This window comes from Fodinicola feengrottensis, assembly GCF_039530045.1.
In the GTDB taxonomy this organism is placed as follows: Bacteria; Actinomycetota; Actinomycetes; order Mycobacteriales; family HKI-0501; genus Fodinicola; species Fodinicola feengrottensis.
Window position 1 is genome coordinate 1 of record NZ_BAAANY010000031.1, and the last position, 20,409, is coordinate 20,409.

The following is a 20,409-nucleotide window of genomic DNA, read 5'->3' on the forward strand; positions in this document are numbered from 1 at the left end:
CGGCGCCCTTTTCCCTGGTAGCGGGGGTAGGATTTGAACCTACGACCTCTGGGTTATGAGCCCAGCGAGCTACCGAGCTGCTCCACCCCGCGTCGCTGAAGAGAACATTACACGGCCCCGCAACGCGATGGCAAAGGGGGTCGCCCTTCCACGCCGGATAAGTGGCCACCATCACGTCATAGGCACGTCACGCTGCGGAAACGTCATGTTCGCCGAGTGGCCGCACAGTCGTACGGGCCTGGTGAAAGCTCACCAGGCCCGTACCAGAAGTGACCGAGGTTACAAAATCAGCTGGGCGCCTTCGGCGACCCGGACGGTCCAGGCGACGCTGAGGCCGATGGGCTGGCGCTCGCGCTGGGTTGGGCCGCCTGCGCGGCCTGGAACTTCTCGATGGCCGCCTCCAACTGTTGTTGCGCGCGGCCGATCCGGACGAAGTCGTCCGCCTTCTGGGCGGCATGCAGCTCGGTGATGGCGGCCTGGATGGCCTTGACCGCGTCGTTGAGCTGGGAGCTCACGCCGGTCGGTGGGCTGCCGGAGGTGGGCGGGGTGCTCGTGGTGGGCGGGGACTGTCCAGTCAATGCTTGGATAACGTCGGACACGGACGACCCGGAGACGACCTTTCCGTTGTACGAGGCGAAGATCAGCTGCAGGGTGGGGAAAGGCGCGGCCCCGGACTGGGGTTGCAGGTAGACCGGTTCGATGTAGAGAAGTCCCCCGTTGACGCCACCAATCGGCAACATCAGCAGATTTCCGTATTTCACATCGGATCCGGAGGTCGCACCGGACCCCTTCAGCTGGGTAAGTCTGGTGGCGATCGCCTGGTCGTTGACCAAGTTCGTCTGAGCCTGGTTGGGGCCGGCGGTCGACGACGTGGGCGGCAGCGGGTAAAGGTTCAGCACCGTGCCTCCATCCCCGTCGTACGAGGCGGAGAACATCGCCGCGAGGCCGTCGCCTTTGGCAAAAGTGAGGGCGCTGGTGGTCTGGAATGTCAGGTTGTTCTGCTTGGGAAACTGGGCAAGCAGGAAGTACGGCGGCTGGGCGCCGGTAGGCCGGGTCGGATCCGGTGGCACCTTCCAGAAATTCTGGCCGCCGAAGAACTCCTGCGGGCTGGTCACGTGATAGCGGGTCAGAACTTCGCGCTGGACCTTGAAAAGATCCTCCGGATAGCGGAAGTGCGCGGCGAGGTCCGGCGAGATATCGCTGGCCGGCTTGAGAATCCCACCGAACGCCTTGTCCCAGGTGTCCAGCAGAGGGTCGTCCTGGCCCCATTTGTAGAGTGTCACGGCGCCCGTGTACGCGTCGACCGTGGCCTTGACGGAGTTCCGGATGTAGTTGATCTGATCCTTCTGCTGCGCCACGGTTCCGTTGCCCGTCAGCGAGTCCTGCGTCGCGTCACCCAGAGTTTCGCTCTGCGCATAGGGAAAGCTCGACGACGTGGTGTAGCCGTCCACGATCCAGACGACCCGCCCGTCCACGACCGCCGGGTACGGGTCGCCGTCGACTCGCAGGAAGGGCGCCACCTTCAGGACCCGATCGCGTGGATCCCGTACGTAAAGCAGCTTGGATTCGGAGTTCACCGCACCGGGCAGGATGAAGTTCACCGCGTGCATGTTGATCGCGTACGCCAGCTGGCGCAGATACGAGTTGATCGGCACGCCACCGACGCCATTGGCCGCCTTGTACGTCGTGTAAACCGGCGCACCGGTGGACGTGACGTGGTCGTACTCCTGCGGCTGGCTGCCTTCCGGCGCGCCGACGATCGAGTAGTTGTCCTCGAATTCCTCGCCGTAGTAGATCTGTGGGTCTCCCACCGGGATTTGCTGCTCGTTGCACATCGCGGTCTGGTCTGAGGACAGGAAACCAGAGACATAGCAGGGCTGTCCGTTGTTGGTTACCTTGCTGGTCGGCGCGGCGACGAATCCGTACCCGTGCGTGTAAACCTTGTGCTCGTTGCTCCAGTTGGTCTGAGTGCCGGTGAGCCCGTCGTAGTTGAACTCGCGGACGCCGACCACGTATTCCTCGGGTTTGCCGGCAGTCTGCGAATACTGGTCCACGTCAAGTTTGTCGTTGAACTTGTAGAAACCGTTGCCGCGCTGGTTCTGCAGGAAGGTCGCGGACACCACGCTCGGGTCCAGCAGCCGGATGTTCGGCACGTTCTGGGTGTCCGTATGCAACAAGGAGGTGGGTGCCGACTGGCTGGGGTTGTAGCTGGTCTGCTTCACCCCGGCGATGCCGTACGAATACCGGGTCGCCTCGATGTTTCGCTGGATATAGTTCGATTCCAGCTGCGCCGCGTTCGGCTTGACGTAGACCTGGTCGGCGACGAAGGGCACGATGCCGCCGGCCAGCACCGCCGACACGCCCAGCAGCGCGATCGCGACCACCGGCAGCATGGCGTTGCGCACCCAGATCGCGATCACGAACATCACCGCCACGAACACCGCGATCAGCAGCAGGATGTTCTTGGCTGGCAACAGATAGTGGATGTCAGCGTACGAGGCGCCGTCCACGCCGGTGATGTCGCTGGACGAGAAAACCAGGCCGTAGCGGTCGAGGTAGTACGCGTATGCCTTCAGCAGCAGAAAAGCGGCCAGCAGTGACCAGATGTGCAGCCGCGCGCGGTCGCTCATCCGCTCCCCCGCGCCCTGCAGCCGCACGCCGCCGTACAGCCAGTGCAGGAAAACCGCGCCGACCAGGCTCAGCACCACGGCCGTGAAGGCGACTCCGAGGACGTACCGGAAGAACGGATATTCGAACATATAGAACGAATAGTCCTTGCCGAACTCCGCGTCGGCCTTGCCGAACGGCGTGGAGTTGGCATATTGCAACCACACCTGCCATTGGCCCTGCGCGGTCAGCCCGGCGACCACTCCACACAGCCCGGCGACCAGCGAGATCAGCAGCCGCAGCCGCGGGGTCAGCCAGAGTCGATATCGCTCCAGGTTCTGTTGCTCCAGCGACATCGGCCGGTATGCCGGCTGCAGGCGGTATGCGAGCCACAGGTTCAGCCCCACGAACGCGGCCATCACGGCCCCGACGATCAGGAACATGAAGACCCTGGTCTGGAGCATCACGGTGTAAACGTCGCTGTAGCCGACCGAGTCGAACCACCACACGTCGGTCAGGACGGTGACCAGGCTGGAGCCCAGCAGTGAGATCGCCAGCAGCACCACCACGACCACCAGCAGCACCCGGCTGCGACGGCTCACGGTGGGCAAAGGTGCGCGCATCGCCACGCTTAACTCCCGGTGTTTTCTCGCTTACCTACCACTACCCGGTCCACTATTGCCCACTCGGAACACGTCCGGGCCGGCGGGCCGACCAGCGGCGCCACCTGCGACCGTATCCCGCTGCGCGGCAAAGCGCCGGCAGGTCGTTTGCGAAGATGAACAGATGCTTTCTGAAGCCAACGCCGAACAGCCCGCCGACGGTTCCGCCGCAGCAGCGGCGGACGGCCAGCTCACCGCGGTGGTGGCCGAGCTCGAGCAGCACGCCGACAGCCTCGGCTGGGACCGCCCGCCGACGCTGTTCGCGCTGGTCCCGACGGCCGAACTGGTGGCCGCCGAGCCGGCCCTCGCGGCTGCGCTGGGCCTCGCGGACGGCCCGGTGGATGCGGGCGGCTTGACGCCGGTCGAGCAGGAGCCACTCGGGGACGGGCCGCTGGATGAGGCGCTCGCCGGCATCCAGTGGCCGCCGGAGGTGGCCGGTTGCGCGTTGATCAACGAGGTCCTCGTGCTACCGCCGTCGGCCGGCGAGGCGCCGGCGGGCACCGACCCGATCCGCTGGGCCAGCGAGCATCCAGCGCGCCGCGAAGTACGGCTGGTGGTCGGCGTCGTACGGGACGGCGGGCGCGCGTCCCTGCTGCGGATCCGGCCGACCGCGCTCGCGTCCGACGAACCGGTCGTACCAGGCGCCGACCTGGCCCCCAACCTCGCCGCCGCGCTGCTGTCCACTTTGGACTGACCGCTTTTGTCCGCAACGCCCCGCCGCTTGCGCAACGCGCGAGTAACGGGGCGTTGCGGACGAAAGATACGTCAGCAGGCCGGGATCGCGCCGGACTTCTGGCGGAGGTTGGTCAGCGCGGTCACCGCGCCGCCGAGCGTGCTGACCTTCACCAGCCGCAGACCGGCCGGGGTCGCGGATGACGCCTCGGCGCAGTTGCCGTCAGGCACCAGGAAAACCGTCGCGCCGGCCTGCCGGGCGGCGATCATCTTCTGCTGGATGCCACCGATGATCCCGACGTTGCCGTCGTCGTCGATCGTGCCGGTGCCGGCGATGAAGGCGCCGCCGGTCAGATTGGCGTCGCTGGCGGTGTCGACGATGCCGAGCGCGAACATCAGGCCGGCGGACGGGCCGCCGATGTCGGAGAGCTGGATCTTGACGGTGAAGGGATGCGGTTGCGTCTGATTCAGCCGTACGCCCAGGATCGCCCGCTTCTGGTCGTCCATGCCCAGTTGTACGGTCGCGCTGCCAGCCGATCCGCCCCGCAGATAACCGACTTTCACCGTGTCCTTGGGCTGGTGGGTGGCCAGTTGGGCCTGCAGGCTCCCATTGCTGGTCACCGGCTTGCCGTCCACGGTGGACAGCTCGTCGCCGGCCTTGAGTTTGCCGTTGGACGGCGAACCGTCCGACAGCGACACGACCTTGACGTGTACGGGGAAACCGATCTGGCGCAGCGCCGCGGTCTCCGCGGAGGTCTGCGACTGGGTGAAGTCGTCGGCGTTCTTCGCCTCGATCTGCTTGCGCGACTGGTCCGGCGGGTAGACGAACTCGCGTGGCAGCACCGCCGAGTCGCCGTCGATCCAGTAGCGGATCGCGGTGCCGAGGTCGATCTGGTCAATCGCACTGACCGTGGTCAGGTTGAGGTGACCGCTGACCTGCCGCGCCGTCCGGCCGTCCAGCGTGATGATCTTCTTGCCGCCCACACTGCCGAGCGTGTTGACGGTCGGCCCGGGCAGCTCGGCCACGTACGGCACCGGCAGCCACGCGAGGGCGATGCCCATCACGATCAACAGGACCGCTCCGGTCAACACAGTCCACCCTCGCCGCATCACCCGCCCAGTCTGCCTTAGCCGGAGTCCGGGTCGCTGACCAGCCTCTGGGCGTGCTCGTAGTAGAGCCGGGTGTTGAAACGCATGAATTCAGTCAGGTGGGTGAGCGTGGTGTCGTCCAGGCCCCGGAGGTAGACGTTGCCGTCCTCCACCAGCGGCCCGTAGATCCCCATCGCCAGGTCGGCGCCCTTCTCGGTCGGTTGGACGAGCACCCGCCGCCGGTCGCCGCTGTCGCGTACGCGCGTCACATAGCCAGCGCGTTCCAGCCGGTCGATGGCGGTGGTCACCCCGCCGGTCGTGAGGCCGGCCGCGGTCGCCAGCTCGCCGGGCGTCAAGGTGCCGCCGCCGAGCGCCAACTCCAGGCAATGCATGTCCGTACGGTTCAAACCGAGCCGATCCGCCACTCGCTGGTCGAGCACGTCCAGCGCACGTTGGAACTCCTGCATCACCGGCCCCAACTGCCGTACCAGCCGCTCGTGTGTGGACTCCATATCCAACCTCCGTCACAAGTCTCTTGACATTCTAGAGATCTCTCGCCTAGATTCTCCGTCAGGTTAGGTTACTAGAAATTCTAGAGAATCTTTGCGGGAATCTCTCATTGATCTAAGGAGTTTGCGATGCGAGTCATCATCATCGGAGCCGGAACCGGCGGCATGTGCCTCGCGCACGGGCTGCGGCGCGCAGGCGTCGAGGTGTCCGTGTACGAGCGGGACCGCACTCCTACGGGCGGGCTCTTCGGCTATCGGGTCGGCATCGACCCGACCGGCAACCGGGCGCTGCGGGACTGCCTGCCGCCGGAACTCTTCGACACGTTCCTGGCCACCTGCGCCCGGGCGCCGAAGCATTTCAACGCGTACACGCAGGACTTGAAGCGGCTGGTCTCAGTTGACCTGCGAGACGACAGCGACCCGATCAACAGTGAGCGGTCGGTGTCCCGGACGATCCTCCGGCAGGTGTTGCTGACCGGCATGGACGACGTGGTCCATTTCGACAAAACCTTCGTACGGTACGAGCAGCACACGAACAGCGTGACGGCATATTTCAGTGACGGCAGCAGCGCCACCGCAGATGTGCTGGTCGCCGCCGACGGCACGCGTTCGGCCGTACGCCAGCAATATCTGCCACACGCGCGCGTCGAGGACGCCGGTGTCATCTCGCTGACAACAAAACTTCCCATCACCGCCGAGACGCGCGCACTGTTGCCTAAGGAGGCTTTTGAGGGCCTGTCGCTGATCTTCGGCACTCGGGGCACGCTCGGCATCGTGCACGTGATGGAGTTCAACTGGAACAAGCCCGGTGGTTCTGAACCACTCAACCGCTGGCATGGACTACTTCGCGACAACACCGACGACTACATCAACATCGCCATGTGGACGTCCGCGGACCGCTTTGCGGCGAATGTCGGCAAACTCCGCGGCGCCGAGGTCATCGAGCTCGCGCTGGAAATGACCCCACACTGGCACCCGCACCTGCGCCGGCTGTTCGAGCTGGGCGACCCGGCCAGTTCCTTCCCGGTGGTGACGGCCACGTCGGTGCCTGTCGACCCGTGGCCGACCACCAACGTGACCCTGCTCGGCGACGCGATCCACACCATGACACCGGGCCACGGAGTCGGCGCCAACACCGCCCTACGCGATGCCGCACTCCTTTGCCGCTGCCTTGTGGGCAGCGACGGAAGCCTGCTGGATGCCATCGGCGCGTACGAGGCGGAGATGATCCCCTACGGGTTCGCGCGGGTGCGTGACTCGCTCAACAACAACGGCACCAGCGGCAACGATCCGCTCTACAGACCATTCGCCGGCCGACTTGCGATGGCCGGCGCACGTACGTATTTCCGCGCTGTCGACAAGATCCCCTCAGTACGCCGGAAGTTCGTCGATGACCTCACCACTTACCGCGAATCCTGAGGGTGCGGCGCGAAACTGTCGTACCCACCCCGAAAAATCACCCCCACCCAGAACGGGTGGGGGGCGGGTTAGAGGAAAACTGTCCACTGAAAATAAGAACAAAAGCCTCACACCCACCCCCCACCCGCTCAAAGGGAGGGGGCAAGAAAACAGCACGCGTACGACAGTTTTGAGCCCCACCCGGCGTGTCGGCTCTACTTGCCCGAGGCGCGCCGTTTGCGGGCCCGCCGCACCAGGGCGGCCGTGCCAATCAAAGCCACCGTCGCCCCAGCGGCAGCGGTGGCGGCTGTCGCGCCCTTGGGATCGACGGGCAGCCGGTAGCCGCGAGCGGGGCGGCCGTCCGCGTAGTCAGTCAGCGCTTCGACGTTCGAAAAGGTCGGTTTCCACCCCGCGTCGCGCAACCGCTCGCTGCCCACCACCCAGGGATAGACCAGGTAAGCCAACTCCGAAGGTGAGCTGGTCACCCCGATCGAGTGCAGCCGGGCGGCCGTACCGAAGGCGATGGCGGCTGGTAGTTCCAGCGGGCGGCGGCGCAGGACGCGTTGCACTTCGGACTGGTCGATCCAGCCGTCCGAGCCGACCGTGGCTGGGCCGGACATCCGGGTGGTGACGGCGGTCGCGACGGCGGCGGCGAGGTCGTCGACGTGGCAGAACTGCCAGTGCGGCTGGGTTCCCCTGACGACCAGCAGCCGCGGCCCGTCGAGCAGGCCGTTGGCGGGGTTGGGCAGCCCCGGGGCGAGCAGCCAGGCCGGCCGGAGCACACACACGTCGGTCTGCGGATATGCCTGGTCCACCGCGTACGCGAGGCGTTCCAGCTCCAGCAGCTCGGCGACCGTGCCGTCGGCGGTGGCCAGGATCTGCTGGTCCTCGGGCAGCGGCACCGGGTTGTCGGCGGCGGCGCCGTAAACCTGGGCGCTGGAGACCAGGACGACTTGGCGTACGCCGGCGGCGGCCGCGGCCATCAGCGCAACGGAGACACCGACCTCGTTGGCCCGCCGCTGGGCACGGTCGGGTTGCTGGTCGGTTTCGCTTGGCGCATAAACCAGCGCTTGTACGCCCCGAAGCGCACCCGCCAGCGAGGCATCGGTCACGTCCACCCGGCGCAGGGTCACTCCGGGCACCGGTGGGCGCACAGTTCCGAGGGCGATGACCTGCCTGATCGGCTCGGTCGCCAGCAGCGCACGGCAGATCGCCGCGCCGCTCACCCCGGTCGAACCGATCACCGCCACCACCCGCGGCGACTCGCCGCGCGCGGTCACCGCGGCCCTCCCTGAGAACTGGCAGGTCGTGCCCGAGACAACCGCGCGCTGGGGACTACCTTTGAATCCATGACCGCCGCCGCTGTGAGCACGCCGTGACCACTCCTCCCACCCCACCGGGTTTCCCCGGCATGCCAGATCCGAACGACCCCGGCCAGATGCAGGCGTTCCTGGCCCAGCTTCAGCAGATGTTCGCCACCGCCGGCACCTCCGACGGCCCGGTCAACTGGACGCTGGCCCAGCAGATCGCCGAGCAGGTCGCCCGGCCGACGGACCGTTCCCTGACTGCCGCTGAGCGTACCTCGGCAGCGGACGCGATAAGGCTCGCCGACGTCTGGATCGACCCGGTCACGACGCTGCCTTCGGGCGCGCGTACGACCGCGGCCTGGACGACGCTGGAGTGGATCGGCGAGACCCTGCCGGTGTGGAAACAGCTCTGCGACCCGGTCGCGTCGCGGGTGGTGGCGGCCACCTCCGGCTCGCTCCCGGAAGGCATGGCCGAGCAGCTCGGGCCGATGCGCGGGCTGCTGGACGGCATTGGCGGAATGGCGTTCGGGCAGCAGGTGGGGACCGGCCTCGGCCAGCTGTCCGCGGAGGTGCTCACCTCCTCGGACATCGGCGTGCCGCTCGGCCCGCCCGGCGTGGCGGCGCTGCTGCCGGCGAACATCGACACCTTCGCCGAGGGTCTGGAGCGCTCCGGCGACGAGGTGCGGCTCTACGTGGCACTGCGCGAGGCGGCGCACCAGCGGCTCTTCGAGCACGTGCCGTGGCTGCGGGCACACCTGCTCAACTCCGTCGACGCGTACGCGCGCGGCATCAGCGTCGACCGGGAGGCGATCGAGGACGCGATGTCGTCGATCGACCCGGAGCAACTGGACCCGACCAACTTGGAGTCCCTGCAGAACTCGCTGGCCGGCGGCATGTTCACGCCCAACGACACACCTGAACAGAAAGCCGCGCTGGCCCGCTTGGAAACCGCGTTGGCGCTGGTCGAGGGCTGGGTGACGATGATCGTCGAGGCGGCCGCCGGGGACCGGTTGCCGGGGCTGTCCGCGCTCGGTGAGGCGTTCCGACGGCGACGCGCGTCCGGTGGGCCGGCGGAGCAGACCTTCGCCACCCTGGTTGGCCTGGAGATGCGGCCGCGCAAGTTGCGCGAGGCGGCGGTGCTCTGGAAGACGCTAACCGAGGTGCGCGGCGTCGAAGGCCGGGACGCGATCTGGGGCCACCCGGACCTGCTGCCCTCCTCCGACGATCTCGACGACCCCGAAGCGTTCGTACGCGGCCAGGACGACGACGGCCTGGACGGCCTCGCCGACGACCTGAAAAACCTTTAGACGTATCAGCCTGGCGCCTGTTGAGGTTTTCTTTAGGATCACATTCCACGCTTGGGCACTCTTGAGGAGTCGCCTTGATGTGGATCCATTTTCGGCCGGGTAAGGCCGGCGGTCGCCCGCCGGCCTTACGTCGATCAGGTCGTGGTGCCCAGCGTGATGTGCGGGTAGTAGATGCCCAGCATGTAGCTGTAGTTGTGGCCCTGCAGCGCGCAGGTCTGCGAGGCCCACTGGTGCATGATGTTGGTTCCCTGGCCGGTCGTACAAGCCTGGCCGCGGGTGCCGGCGCGGTACTGGCTCGCGAAGACCACGCCGCCTTCGCGGGCGAGCACCTTCCAGGTCGCTTTCACGGCCGCAGTCGTGTTCGCGTTGGCGCTGCCAGCCTTGTAGACCTGGTAGCTGGTGGTGTCGTCGACGTCGTAGCACTTGCCGCCGTAGCTGTGCCCAGACGAGTGGTTCGCCCAATACCAGGCGAAAGTTTTCACGGCCACCGCGCCGGCATAGAGCGACTGCGCCTTCCAGCTGGCGATCCATTCGTTCGGCAACACGTTGTCGACGTACGTCTGGAATGGCACCGCCACGACTTTGCGTTGGGACCTAAGCAAAACGTGAATGGTGGTCGGCGGTCTGGTCTCGGAATGGAAGCCACCACAACCGGTGGCGGCCACCGCGGCTTCACCGGCACCACTGCTGGCACCGGGTCCGGTGTCCGCGGTTGCCGCACTCGTACCAGCGACCAGGAACGCCAATGTCATCGCCGCGACAGCGAAGAGTTTTCTTTTCATCGATTCACCTTCGTGGAAAGGGGAACCGCCGGCACCCGGCCGGCGGTTCACCGCGAATCAGACCCCGGGCGGGCTGACGTAGCCGGAAATCAGCCAGTTGCTGCCACCCGAGCGGGCGGTTATCGGATTGATGTGGCTCTTCACGACGTGCGTGCTGCCAGGACCTCCGGAGCCGTAGTCGCCATTCATGGTGTCGATGTATCCATTGCTGTAAACCGCGGTCACGATGCCCACGTGGCCACCCGTACCAGCGCCGGGCTGACCGAAGACGACGATGTCACCGACCAGCGGATTGCCGCGCTGGCCAGCCGGCCGCGCCTTGAAAACGTGATGCGCCTTGCCCCAGGTGCCGACGTCGGTGGCCACCCAGGTGGTCGGCGCTGGCGTGACTCCGGCGTGCCGCCAGACCCAGCTGGCGAATACCGCGCACCACCAGTTCTGGCAGGCGGACGTGCCGCCCGCGGTGGTGAACGACGTGCAGCTCTTGCCGACCTGCGCGTTCGCCATGCTCCGAATGCCAGCGCGGGTGGCTTTTGCCGGGGCGGCAACGGAACTGGAGTCCGCGTACGCCGAGCTGCTGGTCGCAGTGACGGCCATCGCCACCGCGGCCAGCGTGCCGAGCAACACGCCGACGAATCGGGTTGTTCGCTGTCTTGCCATCTGTGCCTCGCAATCTCGGCGGAGTCGGCCGGATTCGCTCGCCGGCCGGCGCCAAGGCAACCATCGAGTTCGGAACTCCAGCAGGGCGCAATAGCCAGCTGGCAGGTTTGTGCCATTGACTTCAGGAGAATTGATGGTCACTGACAATGTCTGGGCTACCGACCTGATCGCCGAGCTCGCGCCCACGATCACACCGTCCTACCTGCGACTTCTCGAGGATCGGGAGCTGTCCGTAAGAGCGGCGGCCGAAGAGCTCGGCGGCGCCGAAGTGCTGGAAGACCTGACCGCACTTGGCCTCGCCTTCGTCGATCCACGCGAACCCGACCAGGTGGTCGCGGCCCATCCATTGGACGCCCTACAGAGTGTTTTACTTGCCACCGAAAGGAAACTGTCCCGCCAGCAAAGCCGGGTGCGGGCGTCTTTCCAACAGCTGAGCGACATACAAAACCAACGCGCCCGCGATGGCGGCGACGCCACCGATCAGCTGGTACGGATCATCACCGATCCGCGGGAAATCGCCGGCCTCGCCACCGGCCTGATGAGCCTCGCACAGCAGGACTTCATGGTTCTGGACACGTACACATTCCCATGCGTGCCGACCGAGTCGGTGGCCGCGCCACCGATTTTTCCTTCCCAGCACCAGGTTCGCTGCCGAGCGGTCTACGAAGCCGAGTATTTCGACCATCCGGTCGGGCAGGCCATCCTCGCCACCGGGGTGATCGCTGGCGAAGAGGCGCGAGTGGTCCCCCGGTTGCCGCTCAAGCTGAAGATTGTGGACGACACGGCCGCGCTGGTGCCGCTCACCGACACCGGAGTGAGCACCGCGATGCTGGTGCGCTCCCCCACCCTGATCCGCGTGCTGCGGAACTATTTCGAGCTGCTCTGGGAAAGAGCCACGCCGATCCAGGTGACAGCCGGCCGGACATCGGCAAGGCAGGTGTCAGAGACCGCCGGGCCGGTGATTTCCCAACGGCAGGTGCGAATCCTGCGGTTGATGGTGCTGGGCCTCAAAGACGAGGCGATCGCCCGTCGCACCGACGCGAGCCTTCGAACCGTACGACGGGAGATCTCCGCCATCATGGACATCTTGATGGTGTCGACCAGGTTCGCCGCCGGCGCGGCCGCGCGGCGGCTGGGGCTGATCGAGTGAACCGTGGCCGCTTGCGGAAAGGATCCGTCCGCGACTTGATGGCAAATGTCACTTCCATGGAGTAGACCACTCTCTTACACTGCCTCCCGACTCGTCCGGTCGTGTTTCGGCGCGCGGGAGGCAATTTCATGTCAACGTCCGTACGAGCGATGGTCGCCGCGCTGCTCGCCGCGACCGCGCTGCTGGCCACGCCGGTGCACGGCAGCGCCGCCACCAAGATGCCCACTGTCGTACCAGCCCTGCGGCAGTGGACGGCTGGGACGGGCAACGACTACCAGTGGGCGACATCGAGCCGACTGGTGGTCGATTCGACGGCCTTGGCCGGCACCGCCGCGACTTTCGACACGGACCTGGCCACCCTGACCGGCCGCGCGGTACAGCAGGTGTCCGGGCCGGCCTCGTCCGCGCAGCCCGGTGACATCGTGTTGAGCCTCAGCGCCACCGCAACGCCGACGCAGTCCGAGAGCTATGCGCTGACGACCGGCGCGACGCTGACGGTTGCCGCTCGTACGGACACCGGAGTTTTCAACGGCACGCGTACGATCCTGCAGCTGCTGCGCCAACAGACACAGCTGCCGGCCGGCACCGCCACCGACTGGCCGGCCAGCCCGGAACGCGGTTTCAGCGTCGACGTGGCCCGAAAGATCTACACGGTGCCGTGGCTGCAGCGAGAAATTCAGGACATGGCCTACCTGAAGCTGAACCTGCTGCACCTGCACCTGTCCGACAACGAGGCATTCCGGGTGGAAAGCTCGACCGTGCCGGGGATCGTTTCGTCTGAGCACTACACGAAACAGCAGATCTCCGACCTGGTCACGCTGGCTGGCCGCTATCACATCACGGTGGTGCCGGAGTTTGACATGCCGAGCCATCTGGCCGCGTTGCTCAACGATCCGGACTACCAGAACCTGGCGATCGTGCCGGCCGCCAACGGCGCCATCGACATCGCCAACCCGGCCGCGCGCGACCTGCTGGCCTCGATCGTACGCGAATACCTGCCACTTTTTCCCGGCAAGTACTGGGATCTGGGCGCTGACGAATACGTGCAGAATTACGCCGCCTATCCGTCGCTGGTGAATTACGCGCATTCCCACTGGGGTCCCAACGCGCCCGCGATCGACACTTTCTATGACTTCGTCAACAGTATGGCGACTCTCGTCCAGGGCAGCGGCAAAACCCTGCGGATGTGGAATGACCAGCTGACCACCGATCCGCACCCCGAGGTGCCGCTCGCGGCCGGCATCGCGATCGACTACTGGAACGGTGGCGGTACGAACCTGCTCGGCCCGGATCAGTTGGTGGCCAACGGAAATCCGGTGATGAACGCGAGCTGGCACGCGGGCGCGGCCGGCACCACCGTGCTCTATTACGTGCTGGGCGGCGCGAAACCCGACAATCCCACGCTTTACCAGAACTGGAACCTGTTGATGTTCGACGGCAACCGGTCGATGAGTCCGACCAACGCCGGCAGTCTGCTCGGCGCCCAGCTCAGCCTCTGGTGCGACTCACCGCGCCAGCAGACCGAAGACCAGGTCGCGGTCGGCATTTGGCCGACCCTGCGAATACTCGCCCAACAGACCTGGGGATCCCCGAAACCCACCACGTCGTACGCGACTTTCCAGCAGATCATGGAAAACGTCGGCAGCCCGGTGCCACTGGGTGAATCGATGGCGTCGGTCCGCGGGCCGGACGGCCGGATGATGGTCTTCGCGGCCGGCGACGGCGGCACGGTGTCCGTACGCCAGCAGAACACCCCGAACGGTGGTTGGGGCGGATGGACCTCGCTCGGCGGCAGCGGCTACAGCGCCATCTCGGCCGCCGTCAACGGCGACGGTCAGGTCGAGGTGTTCGCGGTCGGCCCGTACGGCCGGGTCGCGGTCAGCGTCCAGGACGACGACGGCTGGCAACCCTGGTCGAGCGCACCGGGCGGCAATAACGTCCGCGGGATAGCAGCCGCCACGGACGGTCAAGGCGTCGTCCATCTCTTCGCGCTGGGCAGCAACCAGGTGCTTTACCAGAGCGCCCAGCAGCCGGACGGATCCTGGAGCACCTGGGACCCCTCGCTCGGCGGCTCGCAGCTACAGGCGATCTCGGCCGCGACCAGCCCCTCCGGGCAGGTACGGGTCTTCGCCGTCGGCGGCGACGGGGTGCTGTACCAGAAATACCGCAACGGCGACGGGTCCTGGTCCGGCTGGGACGGCTCACTCGGCGGCAGCGACCTGCGCGCCACCACGGCGAACACCGGCGTCGGATTCGACGTGTACGCCCTCGGCGGCGACTTCGCCGGATGGGGCCGGTTCAGCGACCCCAACGGCATCTTCCAGTCGTGGGCGTCGTACGGCGGCAGCGACCTGGAGCAGCTGGCCTCCGGCCGCAACGCGGACGGGCGGCCGGAGCTGTTCACCCTCGGCGGGAACGGCTCGTACTACACCACGTTCCAGCAGACCAACGGCGCTTGGACAGGCTGGATCAGCTGGTGACTATTCGCTCTCGTCGTCCTCGCCGATGTCCAGTCCCGCGGCAGCCGCCACACCCTCCAGGTAGCCCCGCGCGCGCTCGGTCCGCGGATACGCCTCCAGCAGCCGCCAGAACTTGGCGCTGTGATCGGGCACCCGCAAGTGCGCAAGTTCATGCAGCAGCACGTAGTCGACCACCCAGGTCGGCATGTCCGCGAGCCGATCGGAGAGCCGGATCGTACGGTCCGTCGGCGTGCAGGAGCCCCACCGCGTGCGCTGGTTGGTGACCCACCGGACGCTAACCGGGCGGGCGCCATCCAGATAGCGGCGGCCGAGCTCGACCGCGCGGGCCAACAGCTCCTGGTCACTGGCCGGCTGACGGCGCCTTCGGGCAGCCAGTCGGGCAACCATCCGGTCCACCCACTCGCGCTCCTGGGCCTTGGTGAAGCTGGCCGGCAGCAACACGACCACCCGGCCGTCGTCCTCGTACGCGGACACCGTCCGGCGCCGACGCCGGCTGCGGCGCACCTCCACCGGCAGACCGGTTTGCCCACCCGTTGAAGTGGTCGCTGGCAGGGTCCCTGGCATGGCGGCATCCGGCGCGTCCCGCCGCGGCTCTTCCCGTTGCTGCACAGACGCCCCGGCCGTCGGCCTGGTGCCGGTCACGAAACCCAAGGTAGTGGCTCAGATCGCACTTCATCGATCAACCCGGCCGGCAAAGCCGCAAACTTTTTCTCGTACACAGCCGGTGCGTAGTGTTTACGCAGGTCAGAAGGTAAACGCTGGGTGAACTTCAGCTGTGTCCACAGGGTCGTGCACCGACCCGTCCACAGTGGCGCCGGTCACTGTCCCCACCCCGTCCACAGGGTTATCCACAGGCTGTGGAGGTCTTGCATTGACGCCAGCCGTCCTTCGCCCTAGCGTCCTTAACAGCGGAGTCCTCGGCGAGAACACCGGCCCGATGCAAGGGGAAGGCAGCGGGAAGGCGTTGTTAGCCGGGGACTCTGTTTTTGTGTCTCTCGACACCTCTTCAGTGCCGGAAATTCGTTGTGGTCAGCCGGAAATTCATCCGGAAATGACCGCCGAATGATCCCTAACGCACCCCCTCCGCGTTACCGGAAAATCCGCTGAATCGCGACTCGCCCAGCGATTAGGGCCACCTCAAGCGGCCGGAACGCGAGAACGACGGTACTGTGCGATCGGCCCTGTCACACGCGTGACAGCGGGGGAATCGAGAGGTAGAGGAGGCGACGTGGCCGAGACCTACAACGGATACTGCGTCAAGTGCAAGGAGAAGCGTGACTTCTCCGGTGAAGTTAGCGTCAGCGACTCAGGACGTCGGATGGCGAAAGGCACTTGCCCTGTTTGCGGCACCAAAATGAACCGCATTCTGGGCAAGGCCTGATTCCATTCGGGGACGGATAACCAACTGTCCCTGTCGCACCAAAACGGTGGGCGGGTGGTCGCGAGACCACTCGCCCACCGTGCTTTCCACTGCCCTGTGGACACAAAGTCGTCCTGTGGAAAACCCGGATCGACCCATCGCGGACTGGCACGCTGTGCGATGACGGCGTGACCGAACGGCACGCCCGCCACGATCCGAAGGGGGCGCCGCGGTGGGACGCACGCTGATTCCGATCCGGGCGCTGTGGCGCGACGGCCGTACGCTCCAGCTCGGCACCGACCCGGACCGCTCGGTGGTGCTGGCCGAACTCCCGTCCGGGGCCGCCGAGGTGCTCGCGCTGCTGGACGGCGCCCACAGCGATGCGGCCGTACGAGCGTGTGCCCTGGATGCGGGCGTGCCCGCGGAAAACGTCAACGAGTTGCTGGAAGCGCTGCGGATCTGTGCCGCGGTCACCGACCACGACCCCGCTGGCGACCTGCCGTCCCGGATGCCCAGCGCCATCCGCCGGCACCTGCGCGGCGAGCTCGCGGCGCTGGTCCGGCGGCACGGCACGCTCGCCGGCGAAACGCTGAGCCAACGGACGCGCAAACGGGTCGTCCTCTACGGCGACCCTCGGTTCGTTGGCCCGCTGGCGTCGGCGTTGGCCGCGTCCGGCGTGCACCGGCTCTGGATCCACGCCACCGGCCAGGCTCGACTGTTCGAGGCCATGCCGGCGGGCCTGCGTAGCGACGACGAAGGTCGCCCTCGCGGCACCGCCCTCGCCGACGCCGTCTGGGCCGTCGCGCCGGAAGCCGACCTGCGCCCCTTCCCCGGCTGGACAGTCCCCGACCTGGCCATCATCGCCGGCCCGGTGGGCGCCGCCACCGGCGCCGAACCGCTGCTGGTGCGCCGGTCTCGCGCCCAACTCGCGCTCGGCGCTCGCGACGGCATGGCCGTGGTCGGCCCGTTGACCGTGCGCGGCCGGACCGCCTGCCCCGGCTGCGTGGAACTCACCCGGACGGACCGCGACCCGGGTTGGCCGGCCATCGCCGCCCAACTCGCCAGCTCAGCCGTACGCACCGACGTGCCACCTGACCCGTGCTCGGTCGCCACCACCCTCACCGCGGTCGGCCTCGCCGCCGAACAAGTCCTGGAACACCTGGACGGCGGCCGCCCCGCCGCCCGCTCCGCTTCCCTGGAACTCACCGCCGGCGGCGCGGTCATCCGCCGCCGCCAATGGGACCCGCACCCGTCCTGCCCTTGTACGCATTCCGCCGCGGCCCCCGCCCCCATTCCCGACGCCGCTGCCGCTGCCGCTGCCGCTGCCGCCTGACCTTGCGCTCAGCGTTGGTAAACGCTGGTGCTCAGGTATTTCAAGCCGGAGTCCACCAGCAGGGTGGCGACCCTCGCGGTCGGTCCCAGCCGCTGCCCGACCTGGATCGCCGCGAGGACGTTCGCGCCGGACGACGTGCCGGCGAACAGGCCCTCCTCCCGTGCCAGCCGCCGGGCCATCAGCTCGGCGGCGTCGGTCGGGACGGTCACGATCTCGTCCACCGCTGCCGGGTCCCACATCGGCGGGAGGTAGCCGATCCCGGTGCCTTCGATGCGGTGGGCGCCGGACGAGCCGCCGGACAGCACCGCGGACTCGGCCGGCTCAACCGCGACGACCCGCAGCCCCGGATGATGTCCGCGCAGTTCGGTCGACGCTCCGAGCAGCGAGGCGGTCGTACCGACGGACTGGACAAAGGCGTCCACCCGGCCGCCGGTCTGGTCCCAGATCTCCTCGCCCATCGGCCGGTAGCCGGCGATGTGGTCGGTGTTGGTGAGCTGGTCGGTCCAGTACGTACGGGGTTGCCGGCTGAGCCGCCGGGCGGTCTCGATCATGGTCAGGATGAGCTTGCGGGTGATCAGACCCCGCTCGCTGGGCACTACCGTCAGCTCGGCGCCAAAAGCCGCCATCTGGTTCAGTTTGTCCTGGCTGAAAGCGTCCGAGCTGACGATCCGGAGGCGATAGTCCCGGGCCGCGCAGACCAGCGCGAGCGAGGCGCCGGTGCTCCCACTGGTGTATTCGACGACCGTGTCGCCGGGTCGCAGCCGTCCATCCGCCTCGGCCCGGCGGACCATCGCCTGCGCCATTCGGTCCTTCATGCTCCCGGTCGGGTTCTGGCCTTCCAGCTTGACCACGATTTCCGCGCATCCCGACGGTACGACCCTGCGCAGCCGTACCAACGGAGTGTTCCCGATCGCCTGCAGCACACCGCTGCTGATACCCATGTGCAAACCGTTCCTCTCGATGGCCTGTCTCCAGGTCTCGATGGTCGATCCGGCCACTTCGCCTTCTCTAGTTCAATTGTTGAACTCGTACGGCTGGATACGCTGCTGCGATGAGCGGATACGGACAGTTCTGCGCGGTCGCCCGGGCCCTGGAGGTGCTGGGCGAACGGTGGACCCTGCTGATCCTGCGGGAGCTGCTGCTCGGCGCGAAAACCTTCACCGACATCTGCCGCGGTCTGCCTCGCATCCCGCGCGCGACGCTGTCCACCCGACTGCGCGGCCTGTGCGCCGCCGGCGTCGTCGAGCACGCTGACGGTGACTACCGGCTCACCGAGACCGGCCTCGCGCTGGCGCCGGTGCTGCGCGAACTCGCCCGATGGGCGGTGACCACCGACGCGGCCGCGCTGACCGACGGCGATCTCGACACCGCCGCGCTGACCTGGGACATGCAGCGCCGCGTCGAGGTTGGCGCGCTGCCCGACCGTACGGTCGTGCTGGCCATCGACTTCACCGACCGAGCCGCAACCGACCGGCATTTCTGGCTGCACCTGGCCCGGACAGGCGTCAACCTGTGCCGGCAGGACACCGGAGCGCCGGTCGACGTCTGGCTCGCCGCGCCGACTGCCGCGGCAACCCGGTGGTGGCTCGGCGACCTGTCGTGGGCACAGTTCCTGCGCCAGCCAGGCGTACGAACACACGGCGACCGGGTCCTGCAACGGCAGATGCACGGCTGGTTTTCCCGATACCTGTTCACGCCGGAAGCACTGGGCTGAAGCAATCCCGTACGAAGCGCGCTCGTGCCAGCCAACGTGGGATAATTACCCGTGTGAGTGACATTCCTCGGTGGGCGGTGACGCGGACGGTCAAGCTGGCGTCGTTGCCGTTGGGGATCGCTGGCCGGGCCACTCTCGGCCTCGGCCGGCGGTTGGGTGGCAAGCCCGCCGAGGCGGTGGCCGCGGAGATTCAGCGGCGTACGGCTGACCAGCTGTTCTCGGTGTTGGGGCAGCTCAAGGGCGGCGCGATGAAATTCGGCCAGGCCCTGAGCGTGTTCGAGGCGGCTTTTCCGGAGGAAGTCGCGGGGCCATATCGGGCAGCCCTGACCAAACTGCAGGAAGCGGCGCCGCCGTTACCGGCGCGGGCCGTTCACGAAGTGCTGGCCGAGCAGTTGGGGCCGCAGTGGCGGCGCAAGTTCCAGGAGTTCGACGAAAAGCCGGCCGCGGCGGCCAGCATCGGCCAGGTGCACAAGGCGATCTGGGCCGACGGCCGCGAGGTCGCGGTGAAAATCCAGTATCCGGGAGCTGGCCCGGCGCTGATCAACGACCTGAACCAGCTGGCCCGGGTGGCCCGGCTCTTCGGTGCCGTGCAGCCTGGCCTGGACATCAAGCCGCTGATCACCGAGCTGAAATCGCGGGTCGCCGAGGAGCTGGACTACCAGCTGGAGGCGCGAGCGACCCGGGCCTTCGCGAAGGCGTACGACGGCGACCCGGAGATCGTCGCGCCCAAGGTGCTGGCCGGCGCGGACAAAGTGCTGATCACCGAGTGGATCGACGGCACCCCGCTGTCCGCGATCATCGCCGACGGCACGCAGGAACAGCGCGATCGCTGCGGGCTGCTGATGGGGACCTTGCACTTCTCCGCGCCGACCCGGGCGAAACTGCTGCACGCCGACCCGCACCCGGGCAATTTCCGGCTGCTTGACGACGGCCGGCTCGGGGTGCTGGATTTCGGCGCGGTGGCTCGGCTGCCCAAGGGCCTGCCCGAACCGGTCGGCCGGCTGACCCGGTTGGCATTGGAAGGCGACGCCGACGGCGTGATGGAAGGCCTGCGGGCGGAAGGTTTCGTGCCCGACTCCGCGCACGTCGATGCCGAGGGCATCCTCGCGTACCTGCGGCCGATGCTGGAGCCGTTGGCGGTGGAGGAATTCCAGTTCAGCCGGGAATGGCTGCGCTCGGAGGCCCGCCGGATCGGCGATCCGCGCAGTCCGGCGTACGCGCTCGGCCGCCAGCTCAACCTGCCGCCGTCCTACCTGCTGATCCACCGGGTGACACTCGGTTCGATTGGCGTGCTGTGCCAGCTGAACGCGCGCGCTCCTTACCGCTCGATCGTGGAGCGCTGGCAGCCCGGGTTCGCCGCCCCGAAACTCACCAAGTAA

The 20,409-nt window shown here is 67.3% G+C and carries 17 protein-coding genes and 1 tRNA gene; 9 read left to right on the forward strand and 9 right to left on the reverse strand.

Annotated elements, in window-relative coordinates:
• Positions 1-15 precede the first annotated feature (15 nt).
• Both ABD301_RS31600 and ABD301_RS31605 read right to left on the reverse strand, forming a co-directional pair.
• Positions 16-92, reverse strand: a tRNA-Met gene (locus ABD301_RS31600).
• 195 nt (positions 93-287) lie between these two features.
• Complete coding sequence (locus tag ABD301_RS31605; protein WP_344313929.1) at positions 288-3,209, reverse strand: UPF0182 family membrane protein; 2,922 nt, start codon at positions 3,207-3,209, stop codon at positions 288-290.
• Between the two features lie 184 nt (positions 3,210-3,393).
• On the opposite strand from ABD301_RS31605, the gene ABD301_RS31610 reads away from it, so the two are divergent.
• On the forward strand, positions 3,394-3,963 hold the full coding sequence (locus tag ABD301_RS31610) for a PPA1309 family protein (RefSeq protein ID WP_279582620.1): 570 nt from the start codon (positions 3,394-3,396) through the stop codon (positions 3,961-3,963).
• Between the two features lie 71 nt (positions 3,964-4,034).
• Here ABD301_RS31610 and ABD301_RS31615 read toward each other — a convergent pair whose 3' ends face one another.
• Both ABD301_RS31615 and ABD301_RS31620 read right to left on the reverse strand, forming a co-directional pair.
• Positions 4,035-5,030 (reverse strand): YlbL family protein, encoded by a 996-nt coding sequence (locus ABD301_RS31615; RefSeq protein ID WP_344313930.1) that lies wholly within the window; start codon positions 5,028-5,030, stop codon positions 4,035-4,037.
• A gap of 38 nt (positions 5,031-5,068) precedes the next feature.
• The gene (locus ABD301_RS31620; protein ID WP_163572683.1) at positions 5,069-5,542 is read right to left on the reverse strand and encodes a MarR family winged helix-turn-helix transcriptional regulator; all 474 of its coding nucleotides are present in this window, start codon (positions 5,540-5,542) and stop codon (positions 5,069-5,071) included.
• A gap of 126 nt (positions 5,543-5,668) precedes the next feature.
• Here ABD301_RS31620 and ABD301_RS31625 point away from each other — a divergent pair, with 126 nt between their 5' ends.
• A complete protein-coding gene (locus ABD301_RS31625) occupies positions 5,669-6,958 on the forward strand; it encodes an FAD-dependent oxidoreductase (protein WP_344313932.1) in 1,290 nt (429 codons plus the stop codon).
• Between the two features lie 194 nt (positions 6,959-7,152).
• Here ABD301_RS31625 and ABD301_RS31630 read toward each other — a convergent pair whose 3' ends face one another.
• Positions 7,153-8,217 (reverse strand): NAD-dependent epimerase/dehydratase family protein, encoded by a 1,065-nt coding sequence (locus tag ABD301_RS31630; RefSeq protein ID WP_163572682.1) that lies wholly within the window; start codon positions 8,215-8,217, stop codon positions 7,153-7,155.
• A gap of 95 nt (positions 8,218-8,312) precedes the next feature.
• Here ABD301_RS31630 and ABD301_RS31635 point away from each other — a divergent pair, with 95 nt between their 5' ends.
• On the forward strand, positions 8,313-9,551 hold the full coding sequence (locus ABD301_RS31635; protein ID WP_344313933.1) for a zinc-dependent metalloprotease: 1,239 nt from the start codon (positions 8,313-8,315) through the stop codon (positions 9,549-9,551).
• Between the two features lie 134 nt (positions 9,552-9,685).
• On the opposite strand, the gene ABD301_RS31640 is transcribed toward ABD301_RS31635, so the two are convergent.
• Complete coding sequence (locus ABD301_RS31640; protein ID WP_344313934.1) at positions 9,686-10,333, reverse strand: SpoIID/LytB domain-containing protein; 648 nt, start codon at positions 10,331-10,333, stop codon at positions 9,686-9,688.
• Positions 10,334-10,390: 57 nt separating this feature from the next.
• Positions 10,391-10,993: a CHAP domain-containing protein gene (locus ABD301_RS31645; RefSeq protein WP_344313935.1), complete on the reverse strand. Its 603-nt coding sequence runs from the start codon at positions 10,991-10,993 to the stop codon at positions 10,391-10,393.
• A gap of 133 nt (positions 10,994-11,126) precedes the next feature.
• Here ABD301_RS31645 and ABD301_RS31650 point away from each other — a divergent pair, with 133 nt between their 5' ends.
• Together ABD301_RS31650 and ABD301_RS31655 are read left to right on the forward strand one after the other, a co-directional pair.
• Entirely contained in the window at positions 11,127-12,143 is a 1,017-nt protein-coding gene (locus tag ABD301_RS31650; protein ID WP_344313936.1) for a hypothetical protein, read from the forward strand.
• Between the two features lie 128 nt (positions 12,144-12,271).
• Positions 12,272-14,623, forward strand: a complete 2,352-nt coding sequence (locus ABD301_RS31655; RefSeq protein WP_344313937.1) for a family 20 glycosylhydrolase — start codon at positions 12,272-12,274, stop codon at positions 14,621-14,623.
• Here ABD301_RS31655 and ABD301_RS31660 read toward each other — a convergent pair whose 3' ends face one another.
• Positions 14,624-15,265, reverse strand: a complete 642-nt coding sequence (locus ABD301_RS31660; protein ID WP_344313938.1) for a M48 metallopeptidase family protein — start codon at positions 15,263-15,265, stop codon at positions 14,624-14,626.
• Between the two features lie 586 nt (positions 15,266-15,851).
• On the opposite strand from ABD301_RS31660, the gene ABD301_RS31665 reads away from it, so the two are divergent.
• Positions 15,852-16,004: a DUF5679 domain-containing protein gene (locus ABD301_RS31665; RefSeq protein WP_163510995.1), complete on the forward strand. Its 153-nt coding sequence runs from the start codon at positions 15,852-15,854 to the stop codon at positions 16,002-16,004.
• Between the two features lie 211 nt (positions 16,005-16,215).
• Positions 16,216-17,316, forward strand: a complete 1,101-nt coding sequence (locus ABD301_RS31670; RefSeq protein ID WP_344313941.1) for a hypothetical protein — start codon at positions 16,216-16,218, stop codon at positions 17,314-17,316.
• 8 nt (positions 17,317-17,324) lie between these two features.
• Here ABD301_RS31670 and ABD301_RS31675 read toward each other — a convergent pair whose 3' ends face one another.
• Positions 17,325-18,257 (reverse strand): PLP-dependent cysteine synthase family protein, encoded by a 933-nt coding sequence (locus ABD301_RS31675; RefSeq protein WP_344313942.1) that lies wholly within the window; start codon positions 18,255-18,257, stop codon positions 17,325-17,327.
• A gap of 110 nt (positions 18,258-18,367) precedes the next feature.
• Here ABD301_RS31675 and ABD301_RS31680 point away from each other — a divergent pair, with 110 nt between their 5' ends.
• A complete protein-coding gene (locus tag ABD301_RS31680; RefSeq protein WP_344313943.1) occupies positions 18,368-19,030 on the forward strand; it encodes a winged helix-turn-helix transcriptional regulator in 663 nt (220 codons plus the stop codon).
• 53 nt (positions 19,031-19,083) lie between these two features.
• Positions 19,084-20,409 (forward strand): ABC1 kinase family protein, encoded by a 1,326-nt coding sequence (locus ABD301_RS31685; RefSeq protein ID WP_344313945.1) that lies wholly within the window; start codon positions 19,084-19,086, stop codon positions 20,407-20,409.

Bases quoted from the DNA above. Each gene is read 5' to 3' on its own strand.
- ABD301_RS31610 (WP_279582620.1), top strand. From the start codon at position 3,394: ATGCTTTCTGAAGCCAACGCCGAACAGCCCGCCGACGGTTCCGCCGCA.
- ABD301_RS31680 (WP_344313943.1), top strand. From the start codon at position 18,368: ATGAGCGGATACGGACAGTTCTGCGCGGTCGCCCGGGCCCTGGAGGTG.
- ABD301_RS31675 (WP_344313942.1), bottom strand. From the start codon at position 18,257: ATGGGTATCAGCAGCGGTGTGCTGCAGGCGATCGGGAACACTCCGTTG.
- ABD301_RS31645 (WP_344313935.1), bottom strand. From the start codon at position 10,993: ATGGCAAGACAGCGAACAACCCGATTCGTCGGCGTGTTGCTCGGCACG.
- ABD301_RS31640 (WP_344313934.1), bottom strand. From the start codon at position 10,333: ATGAAAAGAAAACTCTTCGCTGTCGCGGCGATGACATTGGCGTTCCTG.
- ABD301_RS31655 (WP_344313937.1), top strand. From the start codon at position 12,272: ATGTCAACGTCCGTACGAGCGATGGTCGCCGCGCTGCTCGCCGCGACC.
- ABD301_RS31625 (WP_344313932.1), top strand. From the start codon at position 5,669: ATGCGAGTCATCATCATCGGAGCCGGAACCGGCGGCATGTGCCTCGCG.
- ABD301_RS31650 (WP_344313936.1), top strand. From the start codon at position 11,127: ATGGTCACTGACAATGTCTGGGCTACCGACCTGATCGCCGAGCTCGCG.
- ABD301_RS31620 (WP_163572683.1), bottom strand. From the start codon at position 5,542: ATGGAGTCCACACACGAGCGGCTGGTACGGCAGTTGGGGCCGGTGATG.